At 44.1% G+C, this 15,440-nt stretch carries 12 protein-coding genes; all 12 read left to right on the top strand.

All coding sequences use genetic code 11. The features are described 5' to 3' along the window. Positions 1-136: 136 nt before the first annotated feature. Positions 137-2,764 (top strand): DNA mismatch repair protein MutS, encoded by a 2,628-nt coding sequence (mutS, locus tag LROSL1_RS09235; RefSeq protein WP_178914408.1) that lies wholly within the window; start codon positions 137-139, stop codon positions 2,762-2,764. Between the two features lie 52 nt (positions 2,765-2,816). Continuing rightward, the gene (mutL, locus tag LROSL1_RS09230; protein WP_178914407.1) at positions 2,817-4,868 is read left to right on the top strand and encodes a DNA mismatch repair endonuclease MutL; all 2,052 of its coding nucleotides are present in this window, start codon (positions 2,817-2,819) and stop codon (positions 4,866-4,868) included. An 88-nt stretch (positions 4,869-4,956) separates the two neighbouring features. After that, positions 4,957-5,559, top strand: a complete 603-nt coding sequence (ruvA, locus tag LROSL1_RS09225; protein ID WP_161000865.1) for a Holliday junction branch migration protein RuvA — start codon at positions 4,957-4,959, stop codon at positions 5,557-5,559. A gap of 187 nt (positions 5,560-5,746) precedes the next feature. Further along, a complete protein-coding gene (ruvB, locus tag LROSL1_RS09220; RefSeq protein ID WP_178914406.1) occupies positions 5,747-6,754 on the top strand; it encodes a Holliday junction branch migration DNA helicase RuvB in 1,008 nt (335 codons plus the stop codon). A 75-nt stretch (positions 6,755-6,829) separates the two neighbouring features. Next, complete coding sequence (gene yajC / locus LROSL1_RS09215) at positions 6,830-7,294, top strand: preprotein translocase subunit YajC (protein WP_017261189.1); 465 nt, start codon at positions 6,830-6,832, stop codon at positions 7,292-7,294. 149 nt (positions 7,295-7,443) lie between these two features. After that, a complete protein-coding gene (gene dinB, locus LROSL1_RS09210; RefSeq protein WP_178914405.1) occupies positions 7,444-8,583 on the top strand; it encodes a DNA polymerase IV in 1,140 nt (379 codons plus the stop codon). Between the two features lie 79 nt (positions 8,584-8,662). Then, on the top strand, positions 8,663-9,604 hold the full coding sequence (locus LROSL1_RS09205; protein WP_017261187.1) for a DHH family phosphoesterase: 942 nt from the start codon (positions 8,663-8,665) through the stop codon (positions 9,602-9,604). 44 nt (positions 9,605-9,648) lie between these two features. Beyond that, complete coding sequence (locus LROSL1_RS09200; protein WP_178914404.1) at positions 9,649-11,025, top strand: DEAD/DEAH box helicase; 1,377 nt, start codon at positions 9,649-9,651, stop codon at positions 11,023-11,025. 333 nt (positions 11,026-11,358) lie between these two features. Continuing rightward, on the top strand, positions 11,359-14,004 hold the full coding sequence (gene alaS, locus LROSL1_RS09195) for an alanine--tRNA ligase (protein ID WP_178914955.1): 2,646 nt from the start codon (positions 11,359-11,361) through the stop codon (positions 14,002-14,004). A gap of 303 nt (positions 14,005-14,307) precedes the next feature. Continuing rightward, positions 14,308-14,574, top strand: coding sequence for an IreB family regulatory phosphoprotein (locus tag LROSL1_RS09190; protein ID WP_017261183.1), 267 nt, complete (start codon positions 14,308-14,310; stop codon positions 14,572-14,574). Beyond that, positions 14,571-15,005 (top strand): Holliday junction resolvase RuvX, encoded by a 435-nt coding sequence (ruvX, locus tag LROSL1_RS09185; RefSeq protein ID WP_017261182.1) that lies wholly within the window; start codon positions 14,571-14,573, stop codon positions 15,003-15,005. The genes LROSL1_RS09190 and ruvX overlap by 4 nt, the downstream gene beginning before the upstream one ends. Before the next feature lie 83 nt (positions 15,006-15,088). After that, complete coding sequence (locus LROSL1_RS09180) at positions 15,089-15,406, top strand: DUF1292 domain-containing protein (RefSeq protein WP_017261181.1); 318 nt, start codon at positions 15,089-15,091, stop codon at positions 15,404-15,406. The last annotated feature ends 34 nt before the right edge of the window (positions 15,407-15,440 follow it).

Genomic DNA, 15,440 nt, shown 5'->3' with positions numbered 1-15,440 from the left:
GACAGTGACCGTAAAAAATGTTAAACTTAGACCATCGTTTTTTAGGACTTGGATGGAATTGTTTGTTAGTTATAAGTGGGTGAGGCCGCTTACGGCGAACAACGCATTTTTTGAAGTAGTGAGGAGTTTACGTTACATGGCAAAAAAGTCAGCACAAGAGAGTATGGAAACGCCAATGATGAAGCAGTATCAGTCCATCAAGGATCAGTATCCTGATGCCTTTTTGTTTTATCGAATTGGTGATTTTTACGAACTATTTAATGATGATGCAGTTAAAGGTGCCCAATTGCTCGAATTGACGCTAACTGCACGTAACCATAATTCGGCCGATCCAATCCCAATGTGTGGGGTGCCACATCATGCTGTTCAAAATTATATTGATATTTTGGTTGATCACGGGTACAAAGTTGCCATTTGTGAGCAAATGGAAGATCCGGCCCTTGCAAAGGGCATGGTCAAGCGACAAGTTATTCAGCTGATTACGCCAGGAACGCGAATGGAAACTGGTGTCAATGGCGCGAAGGAAAATAATTATTTGGCAGGTTTTACCAAACAAGATGATCATTTTGGCTTTGCGTATGCGGATGTTTCGACGGGTGAACTGAGGACGGCCAATCTATCAACGTTTGATACGGTGATGAATGAAGTCATGTCTGTCGAGGCTAAAGAAGTAGTTGTTGACGACACTGTGCCTGCTGAGCTGATTGATCAGTTTAAACCGCTTGGCATTTTGGTCTCTCATCAAACGGAGATCACGACCGGGGCAGAATTGAGTTTTGTGACACAGGATCTGGATGACGGTGTTGAAACGGCTGCGGTGTCCATGTTGTTGGGCTACATGGAGGGCACCCAGAAGCGGAGTCTGTCTCATTTGCAGCGCGCAATTGCATATGAACCATCCTACTATCTTAAAATGGATCATTATGCCAAACGAAATTTGGAATTGGCAACGAATATTCGTACTGGCAAAAAATCCGGTACACTTTTATGGTTGCTAGATGAAACTAAGACAGCGATGGGTGGTCGGTTATTAAAGCAATGGTTAGATCGACCGCTGTTGTCACTGGATGAAATTAAAGCACGTCAAGACAAAGTGGATGAGTTGCTTCAACATTATTTTGAACGCTCGAATTTACAGGATGAACTGGTCAAGGTTTACGATTTAGAACGGCTGGCTGGTCGAGTGGCGTTTGGTAGCGTGAATGGGCGAGATTTGATCCAATTGAAGACCTCGTTGCAGCAGGTACCAAAAATCAAATATGTTTTAGAAGAGTTGGATCAAAACGTATTTGGCGATATGTTGACCGGATTAGATCCTGTTGATGATGTCGCTGAGCTGATTGATCGTGCTATCAATGATGATTCCCCAATATCAGTGACTGATGGTGGGGTCATCAAAGATGGATATGATGACCAGCTTGATGAGTATCGGGATGCAATGAAAAATGGTAAACAGTGGATTGCTGAGCTTGAAGCCAAGGAACGGCAAGCCACTGGGATCAGTACCCTTAAAATTGGGTATAACCGGGTATTTGGGTACTACATTGAAGTTACTAAGGCAAACCTTAGCAAGTTGCCTGATGATCGTTATGAGCGTAAGCAAACACTGACTAACGCGGAACGTTTTTCAACACCAGAGTTGAAGGAAAAGGAAACGTTAATTCTGGAGGCTCAGGAAAAGTCGACCGCATTGGAGTATCAACTCTTTACTAAGGTTAGGGAGGTTGTAAGGGCTGCCATTGGCCGTTTGCAACGACTAGCCAAATCCTTGGCCAGTTTAGATGTGTTACAGAGTTTCGCTGTTGTTTCAGAAAACTATCGTTTTGTCCGCCCTGAACTGAATAACGGGCATGATTTAGAAATCGAAGATGGCCGTCATCCTGTTGTTGAAAAAGTACTCGGAAAACAGGAATATGTGCCTAATGATGTACGAATGGCTGACGATACAACAGTGTTGCTCATTACTGGACCAAACATGTCTGGGAAGAGTACCTATATGCGCCAACTGGCATTGACCGTCGTGATGGCCCAAATGGGTTGTTTTGTACCGGCTAAATCTGCCAGTATGCCGGTGTTTGACCAAATTTTCACCAGAATCGGCGCCGCAGATGATTTAATTTCCGGTAATTCAACATTCATGGTTGAAATGCAGGAAGCTAATGATGCGCTTATGCACGCGACCGCTAATAGTTTAATTTTATTTGACGAAATCGGCCGGGGTACTGCGACTTACGATGGGATGGCATTAGCCCAAGCGATTATCGAATATGTCCACGATCACGTTCATGCTAAAACTCTGTTCAGCACGCACTATCATGAATTAACAGCATTAGACGAATCTTTGCATGCGTTGAAAAATATTCACGTTGGTGCGGTTGAGGAGAATGGGCAACTAGTATTTCTTCACCAAATTCAACCAGGACCAGCTGATAAGTCTTATGGGATTCACGTGGCTAAGCTAGCGGGAATGCCGGATGGATTATTGTCTCGAGCTAGCACAATTCTGCAGGAGCTTGAGGCTAATGCGGGTGAAACACCAACTCCTGTGAATGTGGATGAACCTTTATCAGAGCCAACACCGAAACCTGCGTCAAAACGAAAGCAGACGGCAACTAGCAAACAGTTGGCGTTGTTTGAAACACCGACAATGGATCCTAAGGTTGCTGACATCATTAAAGATTTAAAACAGATGAATTTAATGGGTATGACACCGATGGATGTTATGAACAAATTTTATGATATTCAGCAAAAGCTGCAGTCATAATTTGGCCGTTACTCAAATGGAGCGGTGAAAGTTAATAAGAGGATTAAACAGTATGGCAAAAATTCATGAATTACCCACTGTCCTCGCAGATCAAATTGCTGCTGGGGAAGTGGTTGAACGACCAGCATCGGTGGTAAAGGAGCTTGTTGAGAACGCTGTTGACGCGCATGCTAAAACGATTGATGTGCTGGTTGAAGAAGCGGGACTAAAATCGATTCAAGTAGTTGATGACGGGGTTGGCATTGCGGATGAAGACGTCGAAATGGCCTTTTCCCGGCATGCCACCAGTAAAATAACCTCGCGCGAAGATTTGTTTCGTGTTCATTCGCTGGGTTTTCGTGGTGAAGCGTTACCTAGTATCGCATCGGTTGCCGATGTTTGGCTAAAAACGGCGACAGGTAAGGGTGCGGGGAGTGAAGTTCACATTAAGGGCGGCAAAATTCTGACACACACCGCTGCTCAGTCACGACCAGGAACTGAAGTAACTGTCAGCGATTTATTTTTTAATACGCCGGCACGCTTAAAATATTTAAAATCGCCACAAACAGAGCTGGCCAACATTGTGGATATTGTGGACAGACTTGCACTGGGTCACCCAGATGTCGCGTTTAGCTTAAGCCACAATGGACGTGAACTGCTACGGACAGCAGGACGCGGAGACAGTCAGCAGGTCGTTGCAGGAATCTACGGTGTTCAAACGGCCCGCAAAATGGTGGCAATCGAAAATGAGGATGCTGATTTTAAACTGACTGGTTACGTATCGCTGCCTGAATTAACGCGTGCTTCACGTAACTACATTTCAATTTTGATTAATGGCCGTTACATTAAAAATTACCAACTGACTAAAGCGCTCATTAAAGGTTACGGTTCCAAACTGATGGTGGGACGGTATCCTATCGCCGTTCTTAATTTAACGATGGATCCGTTCTTAGTTGACGTTAACGTTCATCCAACTAAACAGGAGGTTAGGCTAAGTAAAGAGCCTGAGCTCGCGGATTTAATTGATAAAGCGGTTTATAACCGGATTGCGCGGGAAAACCTAATTCCTGACGCTTATCAAAATTTACGTGGGGAACCAAGTCTGGATTCAAATGCTTTAGCACAGCGACTAAGCGAAGCATCGGCCACTAGAAATGCGGATGTGAATGTTCATTACGCACGGCCACAACAGGTAGCAGGACGGCAAGAACAATCGGTAGAATCATCTTCATCGGTTGTTGAGCCAGCTACTGAAGCGACAAGTACAGACGATGCTAACATTGAAACAACGTTACCAAATGCCTTACCAACACAAACATTGGCACCAGTTGTGGTGCATCATGTGGGCGATATGGCGGACGCTTCAGTCGCAGCTTTCGATGCGCGTTATGCTCATGACGACACGACGCCATTTGGCGATGAAGAAGCGCCACAAGTACCAGTGCCAAACGAAGAAACGGAAATGCTACCAAATCAATCAACCGATAGTGACGGTCAACGCCGTTTTCCAGAATTAACTTACATTGGCCAGATGCACGGCACTTTTCTGTTTGCCCAAGCTGAAGATGGTCTTTATCTCATCGACCAGCATGCAGCTCAAGAGCGAATCAAGTATGAATACTACCGTGTCAAAATTGGTGAAGTTAGTCGTGATTTGCAAAACCTATTGGTGCCGATTGTTCTGGACTATCCGACTAGTGATGTCTTAAAGATTAATGATGCTAAGGATAAGCTCGAACAGCTGGGATTGTTTTTAGAACCGTTTGGTAACAACAGTTTTATTGTGCGTCAGCATCCGACATGGTTTGAAGAGGGCCAAGAAGAATCAACGATTCGTGAAATGATTGACTGGGTGCTTACTGATCATGATTTGACGGTTGCCAAATTTCGTGTAAAAACAGCGATCATGATGAGCTGTAAGCGGTCAATTAAGGCCAATCATCATTTGGATGAACGGCAAGCCCGGGCGTTATTACATGATTTGGCTCAGACGGAAAATCCGTTTAATTGTCCACATGGTCGGCCTGTCGTGGTTCATTTTACTAACGCTGATATGGAAAAAATGTTTAAGCGAATTCAGGATTCTCATGAATCGTGGGCAGAATTTGATGAGCATGAATTTTAGCGTGTGGTTTGACTTGGGGTGGATTTGAGTTATGACGTGCTCTCGCTCAGACCGTTTAAAGTTGACCGGCGCACACGGAGGAAAATGAATGTTTGAGTATTTAATTGGTCTCGTGACGGTGGTGACGCCGGCCTATGTTGTTCTTGAAGTAAACGGGGTCGGCTATTTGTTGCAAACAGCGAACCCGTACCGGTTTCAAGAGGACCCTAAAAAGAACGTTAAAATCTACGTTTACCAAGCTGTTCGCGATACTGACATTAACTTGTTTGGCTTTGTCGACAGTGAAGAAAAGCAGTTATTTCTAAAATTGCTTAACGTATCAGGTATCGGTCCCAAGAGTGCACTTGCCATTTTGGCAAACGAAGATCATGGTGGCCTAATCAGTGCAATTACAAATAATGATGTTAAGTATTTAACGAAGTTTCCCGGCATTGGTAAAAAGACGGCACAACAAATTGTTTTGGATTTACAAGGAAAATTGGGCGATATTGGAATCGTTACATCAGCTACAGAGGTCGAAACAGGACCTACTGTTAATTCATCAGCTCTTCGTGATGCGTTGGCGGCGCTTAGCGCATTAGGCTACAGTGGTGCAGACGTTAAACGGGTGGCAAAAAAGCTAGATGATAATCAAACAACAAGTACGGATGCCTATTTAAGCCAGGCCCTACGTTTGTTAACCCAAGCGTAGTATGATTTAAAGAGTGGTGCCGAAGCCCGGGAGAAGTTGAGCAATAACGTGAAGGTGAAGAATTCGGTGTTTTTCCGAATCATTCAGCTTCAGGTTATGCACAGACTTCTGGGCGTTAGGTGCACGTTTAAGAGAGTGGTGCCGAAGCCCGGGAGAAGTTGAGCAATAAACTAGAAGGGGGACTGTTATGGACGACGAGTTAATGTCAAATGAGCCTGTGGATGATCAGGAAGAGTCTTTAGAACGTTCTTTACGACCCGAAACGTTGGCTCAATATATTGGTCAAGATACTGTCAAACATCAGTTAGAGGTCTATATTCAGGCCGCTAGCGCCCGTGAAGAATCATTAGACCACGTGTTACTCTATGGACCACCAGGTTTAGGAAAAACAACGCTTGCCATGGTGATTGCTAATGAAATGCACGTAAACATCAAAACCACTAGTGGTCCAGCAATTGAAAAGCCGGGTGACGTAATTGCCCTGTTAAACGAACTTCAGCCCGGCGATATTTTGTTCATTGATGAAATTCATCGTTTGCCAAAAATTGTCGAAGAAATGTTGTACTCCGCAATGGAAGACTTTTTCGTTGATATTGTTGTTGGCCAAGGTCCCACAGCTCATCCGGTGCATTTTCCGCTTCCTCCATTTACTTTGATTGGGGCGACTACGCGAGCAGGGTTACTGTCAGCGCCTTTGCGTGATCGATTCGGAATTGTGGAACATATGAACTATTATTCGACTGCTGACTTGGAAGAAATCACGTTGCGTTCTGCCGATATCCTTGCGACTCAGATTGTTAAGGAGGGGGCTCATGAAATCGCCCGTCGTTCTCGTGGCACTCCCCGAATTGCTAATCGGCTGTTAAAACGGGTGCGGGATTTTGCTGAGGTTAGCGATCACGATGCCGTTGATGCTGAAATCGTGGATCATGCGCTAAAAGTCTTAGGCGTGGATGATCTCGGCTTAGATGAAGTGGATTTAAAATTGTTACGAACCATGATTAAATACTATGATGGTGGGCCGGTTGGCTTGACCACATTGGCTGCAAACATTGGTGAAGAATCGGATACGATTGCCGAAGTTTATGAGCCATACCTGCTACAGATTGGCATGATCAAACGAACACCGCGGGGTCGAACCGTGACTTCGGCAGCTTACCAACATTTAAAAATTCCCGAACCAAAAGGGGACTAATTTGCTGGATTCGTTTGGCAAGCGTCGGAAAGTCTGTTACAGTACTCTACAGAATAAATGAATGAGGTGGATAAATTGGTAAGCTCTTTAACAACGACTTTAGTCGGTGCGGCTGCTCAAGGAAGTAACTTATGGAGTTCAGTACTTCTGATTGTTTTGTTTGTCGCAATCTTTTACTTTTTCATCATGCGTCCTAACCGTAAGCAACAGGATCAACGTAAGGAAATGATGAGTGGTCTTCACGTGGGTGATCGCGTGGTTACCATTGGCGGTATGCACGGCGTGATTGATTCACTCGACAGTGCTAACAAGACGGTTACGATTGATGCAGACGGAATTTACCTTGTGTTTGACCTGCAGGCCATTCATCACGTAGAAACGCCTAAGTCAACAAGCACTGCTAAAGTTACTGACGCAGCCACGAGCAGTGTAAGTGCTTCAACAAGTGAAGCTACAAGTGCAACTAGTGAAGCTACTAGTAGCGTTGCACAAAGTGCTGACAGTGTTGCCAGCCAAGCAACTGAAAAAGATAGTGAATAATCGGTTTGCATAAATTGCAGAATAAGACAGGTCACACGGTGCAATCGTGTTGGCCTTTTTTATTCTGGCAAAACGAACGTATGTTTGCTAAAATGGATATACAGTTAATTTAAGTTGAAATCAGTCTGGGTGAAAAGGGGGCGAAATCGGTGGCCAACACGTTGTTGAAAATTCCGCTCACAGTTAATGCGGAACGGAAAATTATCCATGTTGATATGGACGCTTTTTACGCGTCGATTGAGGAACGTGATCATCCTGAATTTCGTCATCAAGCACTGATTGTTGCTCGCAATCCACGAGAAACGGGTGGTCACGGTGTTGTGACAACGGCTAATTACGTTGCCCGAAAACTGGGTGTACATTCAGCAATGAGTGCGCAGGAAGCACAAAAACTGGCACCAAAGGCAATCTTTAAAACACCGGATTTCACCAAGTACCGTGCTGTTTCGGCAACGATCCACCAAATTTTTCACGAATATACAGATCATATTGAACCGATTGCATTCGACGAGGCCTATTTGGATGTTACTAATAATAAGCAAGAAATTGATTCTGCAGTGACCCTAGCACATCAGCTACAGGCAGAAATTTGGGAAAAGGTTCATTTAACTTGTTCAACCGGCATTTCTTACAATAAATTTCTGGCCAAATTGGCATCTGATTTTGCCAAACCGGTCGGTGTGACGGTCGTCTTACCCGGCGATGCAGAGGCATTTCTCTCACCTTTACCCATTGAAAAATTTCGTGGTGTTGGCAAGAAAACGGTACCTAAGATGCATGATTTGGGTATTTTGACGGGAGCCGATCTACTGAAATGGTCGGAGGCAGATCTGATGCAAAACTTTGGCAAATTAGGGTACAGTCTCTATCGTCATGTGCGTGGCAGTGATGACCGCCCAGTCGAATGGCAACGAACGCGCAAGTCAATTGGTCGCGAAGAAACGTATGATGCACCGTTGGATAACGAAGCGGATGTCGAAACCCAATTACAATTACTTGCTACAGATTTGGTCAGTCATCTAAACAAGCAACAGCGTCATGGGAAAACGATTGTTTTAAAGGTTCGTGACGCTGATTTTAATACAATAACAAAGCGTCAAACGCAGGCTGAATATTTTGAAAATGACACCACGGTACTTTATGAAGCGGCCCGTGAAATTTTTGATGTTACGGCCGACTTGAGTAAGGGGGTTCGGTTGCTGGGCATTACCATGACTAACCTAGATCCGTTAACTTTTGAAAACTTAAGTTTGCCACTATATTCGTTGAATTCTGATCGGGCATTTTAAATTGATTGAGTCTGCTTTGTGTTTAATGGCTTTTTTCGCTATACTTGCAGATACGAGATAAGTGGAGGTCCAATAAAAGATGGACGTGCAAAAGGCAATTTTTGATGACATTAAACGCAAACAGACAATTATTATTCACCGCCATCAGCGGCCAGATCCAGATGCGGTTGGCTCACAGGTTGGTCTGGCTAAAATTCTGCAACAGGCTTTTCCAGAGAAAAAAATCTTTGCGGTTGGTAAGCAAATTCCGGGATTAGCTTGGTTGGCAGAAATGGATGAAGTAGAAGATGCTCAGTTCGATTCTGCGCTCATCTTAGTGTTGGATACCGCAAACGAACCTCGAGTGGATGATCAACGATGGCGCCGCGGTCAGGAAGTTATCAAAATAGATCACCATCCTGATGATGATCCGTTTGGTGATTTGAGCTGGGTAGAAGAGGACGCATCAAGCACGTCTGAAATGATTGTCGATTTTGCCAATCGTTTTGACCTGAAGGTGTCTAAGGAAGCAGCGAGGGTCCTTTACGCAGGAATCGTGGGCGATACCGGTCGATTCTTGTACTCGGATACGCGACCTCATACAATGATCGTAACGGCACAGCTGATGGAGACTGGTATAGATGCGGTTGCCGTTAATCAGATGGAAGACGAAATGCCTTTGCCAGTGGCTCGGTTGACCGCGTATTTGTATGATCACCTTACGATTTCTTCATCGGGTGCCGCTCATGTTATTTTGGGCGCAGAAACGATTAAATCGTTTAATTTAGGTGATGCTGGAACTGCTAGCCTTGTCCCCATGGCTGGCAAAATTGATAGTGTCAAGACCTGGGCCATTTTTGAAGAACAAGATGATCACAGTTATCGTGTCCGTTTGCGATCCAAGGGACCTGCCATTAGCGGTTTGGCTCGTGAACACAATGGTGGTGGTCATCCGTTGGCCAGTGGTGCGAAGGCTAAGGATCTTGATGAAGTTAAACTGATGATTACTAAGCTTGAAACACTGACAGCTAAGGATAAGTAAACGCAAATGTGAGTCGTGATGATTCACGCGTTAAAGGAGAAACAATGACGGAAACATTTAAGGATTTACAGTTGCGACCGGAGTTATTGGAAGCACTGCAGGAAATTAGTTTTGTTAAGCCGACGCCAGTTCAGGCTAAGCTTATTCCTGTGATTTTAGGCGGTCGCTCTGTAGTTGGCCAGTCACAAACGGGAAGTGGGAAGACCCACGCATTCTTGCTGCCAATCTTTGATCAATTAAAGGTAGACGTTGATGAAGTACAGGCGATTATTGCGACCCCATCACGTGAACTGGCTAGCCAGATTTATGAGGACGCAAAGCAGTTGGCTGGTCATTTCAAGGATCAGATCAGAATTGCCAATTACGTTGGTGGTACTGATCGGTCGCGTCAAGAACGCCAATTAGATAAGCATCAGCCGCAAGTGGTTATTGGGACGCCAGGTCGTTTACGCGATTTCATGGAAGAACATGAACTAGATTTGCATACAGCTCATCAATTTGTAATTGATGAAGCAGATATGACGTTAGACATGGGCTTTTTAAAGGACGTGGATAAAATTGCTGGGGCCTTGCCAAAGGATCTTCAAATGATGGTCTTTTCCGCGACAATTCCACAGAAATTGCAACCATTTTTGAAAAAATATTTGACGAACCCTGTGGTAGAAGAAATTCCTGTAACTTCAATTATCAGCCCAACAATTGATAACTGGTTGATTTCGACTAAGGGTAAACAAAAAGATGAATTAATCTACGAATTACTGACGATGGGGGAACCCTACTTAGTGTTGGTATTTTGTAATACAAAACAACGAACTGCTGAACTTACTGCTTACCTTAAGGGACGAGGGTTAAAGGTTGCCATGATTTCCGGTGACGTACAGGCGCGTGAGCGTAAACGGGTCATGAAGCAAGTTCAAAACTTAGATTACCAATATGTGGTCGCAACTGATTTAGCGGCCCGTGGGATTGACATCAAAGGGGTATCACACGTTATTAACGATGATATTCCGCATGATCTTGATTTCTTTATTCACCGAGTGGGTCGTACAGGTCGAAATGGAATGCCCGGCATTGCAATTACGCTGTACAAGCCAGGTGAAGAAAACGAAATTGCCGAGATCGAAAAACTTGGTGTTAAGTTTGCACCAAAGGATGTTCGTCACGGGGAAGTTGTTGATTCATACGATCGGAACCGTCGTTTCCAACGAACGGCTACTCATGAAAAACTTGATCCGACCTTGGTTGGGATGGTCAAGAAAAAGAAAAAGAAGATTAAGCCTGGTTATAAACATCAGATTAAGACGGCCATTAAGCGGAAGGCTCAGGCGGACAAGCGAATTGAAATGCGTGAGTCGGCTCGTAGCCAGCGCCGTCAAAATCGGCGTCAAGGTGAATCCCAACGGTCAAATAGGAGCCACTAGTTCTGAAAGCAAGTGAGGTGTAGCTTGTTAATTTTCTGAAAACAAATTGACATGCCAAGCGTGAATGCTATACTAAAAATCAGTCAAGGATATGCAGCATGAACTTACTTTTAAGCGACGCTCTGGCCGGTGAAAAGAGTGATGTAAGCGTGACTGTGCTCCCTTGAATAAAATTTGATAAACACTTGTTTTAAAACAAACACGCGACTCAGCGTTATGAGTGAGTGGTTAACGACAACATCGTTGCAAGCAAAGTGGTACCGCGGCCCCTGGCCGTCTTTGCAAGCGGCAGTGTTGTTTTTTGTTTCTGTCACAGGTGATGAAAGGAAAGTCATGAAAGAATTAACAAGTAGCCAAGTTCGGCAAATGTACCTTGATTTTTTTGAACAGCACGGTCATAAAATTATGCCTAGTGCTTCACTAGTTCCCGTGGATGATCCAACTTTGTTATGGATCAACTCTGGTGTTGCAACGATGAAAAAATATTTTGATGGATCCGTTGTGCCTGATAATCCACGAATGACGAGTTCACAAAAGAGTATTCGGACTAATGATATTGAAAATGTTGGTCGGACGGCGCGTCATCACACGTTGTTTGAGATGCTGGGAAACTTTTCCGTGGGTGACTACTTCAAGCATGACGCTGTCCACTGGGCTTGGGAACTATTAACCGGCGAACAATGGTTTGATTTCGATCCAGAAAAACTGTACATCACGGTTTATCCAAAGGATACTGACGCTAAAGCAGAGTGGCTGGACGCCGGTGTTAAGGAAGACCATATTGTGGAAGCAGAAGACAATTTCTGGGATATTGGTCAAGGTCCTTCAGGTCCTGACTCAGAGATCTTCTATGATCGTGGTCAAGAAATGAACAATGTCGCCGAAGATGATCCAGAGAATTATCCCGGTGGTGAAAACGAACGGTACCTAGAAATTTGGAACATTGTGTTTTCACAGTTTAACCACACACCGGAAGGTACTTACGAACCATTGCCGCATAAAAATATTGATACGGGGATGGGATTGGAACGGGTTGTTTCTGTGTTTCAGCATGCCCGGACTAACTTTGAAACGGACTTGTTTTTACCGATCATTCGGGCGACAGAACAGCTCTCTGATGGTAAAAAGTATGAGGCCAACAAGAATGACGACGTTTCCTTCAAGATCATTGCTGACCACGCTCGGGCAGTTACGTTTGCCATCGGTGACGGCGCATTGCCATCAAACGAAGGCCGTGGATATGTTATCCGTCGATTGATTCGTCGGGCCATCTTGAATGGCAAGAAATTAGGCATTAACGAAGCCTTTTTATACAAGCTTGTACCAGTTGTTGGGGAAATCATGAAGAGCCATTACCCAGCTGTTTTAGAGCAAGCTGACTATATTGCCGGTGTTATTCATTCTGAAGAGGATCGGTTTAATGTAACCTTGGACACTGGTTTGTCATTGTTGAATGATACGATTGCTGCAACCAAAGCTGCCGGGAAAACACAATTAGACGGGGCAGAAGCCTTTAAACTGTTTGATACTTATGGTTTCCCTGTTGAATTGACTACCGAATATGCTGGTGACGAAGGCTTAGGCGTTGACCAAGACGGTTTTAAGAGTGAAATGGAAAAGCAACGTGCTCGGGCTCGTAATGCACGTTCATCAGCTAAATCAATGGGTGTTCAGCGTGCTTTGTTAACGGATATTAAGTCAGTTAGCAAGTATGTGGGCTATAACCAGTTAACGGTTGAAAACGCTAAGTTGCTTGATATCATTGTTGATGAAAAATTAGTCGATCAGACGAATGATAATGTTGACAGTGCTGAAGTCATTTTTGATATGACACCATTCTATGCAGAAATGGGTGGTCAGGTTGCTGATACTGGTAGTATCGTTGATGAAACTGGGCATCAGGTAGCCAAAGTCACAGATGTTCAACATGCACCAAACGGTCAGAACTTGCATACAGTGAAAGTGACTGGCAAGTTGGTTAAAGGCGCAACTTACACGTTAACGGTAGACGCCGCTCGTCACAGCAAAATTGAAAAAAATCATACTGCTACCCACTTGTTAGATCAGTCACTGCGTAACGTACTGGGAACGCATACTGCTCAGGCCGGTTCACTGGTTGAACCGCATTACTTAAGATTTGATTTCACGCACTTTGGTCAGGTTACCAGTGAAGATCTGCATAAGGTTGAACAGATGGTTAATGATCAGATCTTTGCTGAAATCCCTGTAAAAACTGTGGAAACCGACATTGAAACGGCTAAGAAGATGGGCGCTATTGCCATGTTCTCTGAAAAGTATGGCAAACGGGTACGGGTTGTTTCTGTTGGTGACTTCAACACAGAATTCTGTGGTGGCGACCATGTTTCAAATACAAACGAGCTGGGCTTATTCAAGATTGTGTCAGAAACAGGTGTTGGTGCCGGTGTACGCCGGATTGAAGCCGTTACAGCTGGAGATGCCTTTAAGTTCTTAAACGATGAAGAAAACCTGTTGAGCCAAACAGCTGCATTGGTTAAGGCACAGCAACTAAAGGAAGTGCCACATCGTGTTGAGGCACTTCAGGGTGAAGTTAAACAGCTTGAAAGCGATCAGCGTACATTGCAAGCCAAGATGGCCTCTCAACAAGCTGCTAGTGCATTTGACAATATCGAAACAGTCAATGGAACAAGTCTAATTGCTCAGCAGGTTAACGTTGCTGGCATGGGCCAATTACGGCAATTAGCCGATGATTGGAAACAAAAGTTACCTTCAGATGTGCTTGTATTGGCAACTGCCAATGAAGGTAAAGCTAGCTTGTTAGTAGCAATGGCACCAGATCAAGTTAAAGCCGGTCGCAAAGCAGGTGATCTTATCAAAGCGATTGCGCCAGCTATTAATGGTGGTGGCGGTGGCCGCCCTGACATGGCTCAGGCCGGTGGCAAGAACCCAGATGGTATTAGAGAAGCTTTGGCTCAGGCCAAGACTTGGTTGGAAAAATAATAAATTTAAGGATTGGTTCACTCAAACAACTTGTGTAATTAAGAGTGACTAATGGCTTTGTTGGCTCATAATAGTTTATTGAAAACGGAAATTAACGGTGCAGTCATCGTTAGTTTCTGTTTTTTATTTCAGTTTGGGGCTGTTTATTTGACAATACGGTTACAATAGGCTGGATAATTGTTATTTGACCAATGTTTCAGTAGAATAGTTATTAATCGGAGTGTGTAGATTTTAGGGCTCACGGTAATGGTCTGTTACTGCACGCGGAAGTCCGTTGGGTTGATTGACCATGGAGGGATACAGATGAGTACGACAGATAAAACCATGTTCTTTGATTTTAATAATCAGCAACAAAAAGACGTTCATGATACGTTAACAACGGTGTATGCTGCACTTGAAGAGAAGGGCTATAACCCGATCAATCAGATTGTAGGATACTTGTTGTCGGGGGATCCAGCATACATTCCACGTTTGAATGATGCTCGTAATTTAATTCGGAAGCATGAGCGCGACGAAATTATTGAAGAACTAGTACGTTCATATTTAAAGGCGGATAACAGCAATAAATGAAATTAATGGGATTAGATGTTGGTTCACGCACTGTGGGCGTTGCAGTCAGTGATGCCTTCGGTTGGACCGCGCAAGGTGTTGAAATCGTCCGTATCAACGAAGATGAGGGTGAATTCGGCTTAGATCGAATTGAAGAGTTGGTCAAAGCTCATGGGACACAAGGCTTTGTATTGGGATTACCGAAAAATATGAACAACACGCTTGGACCACGTGTGGCGGCCTCACAACATTACGGTGAGTTACTCACTGAACGTTTTCACCAACCGGTTGACTTTGTCGATGAACGGTTGACGACGGTTGAGGCTGAGCGGATGCTCGTTGAACAAGCGGACACCTCACGTAAAAAGCGTAAACAAGTGATTGATAAGTTAGCTGCTGCTTTAATTTTGCAGAATTATTTAGATGCTCATGGTAAACTGACACAGGCATGATTATTGGATGCCTAAAGTGACAATCAATTATTTAATTTTGTAAAAACTCTTCATATCTTGTAATAAAGAAAGTGGGAACTAAAATGGCAGAAACCAAACACAGTGGTGCAGAAGACAATGACGAACAACAAATTACATTAGTTGACGATAATGGCAATGAGACACTTTACAATGTTTTATTCACATTTAAGTCAGACGATTATGGCAAATCATACATTTTACTTTATCCAGCCAGCGCGGCAGATGATGAAGAAGTGGACATTCAGGCATATGCATTTGATCCTGAGGAAGATGGTTCCACGGAAGGCGAACTATCACCGATTGAGAATGACGACGAATGGGACATGGTTGAGGAAATGCTAAATACTTTCCTTGATGATGACTCAAACATGTCAAATTAACTTGTATACTGACTTGTGTTTAATGACGGCGCTG

This window comes from Furfurilactobacillus rossiae (assembly GCF_013394005.1).
Lineage (GTDB): Bacteria > Bacillota > Bacilli > Lactobacillales > Lactobacillaceae > Furfurilactobacillus > Furfurilactobacillus rossiae.
This window is presented reverse-complemented; position numbering and strand designations above follow the sequence as displayed.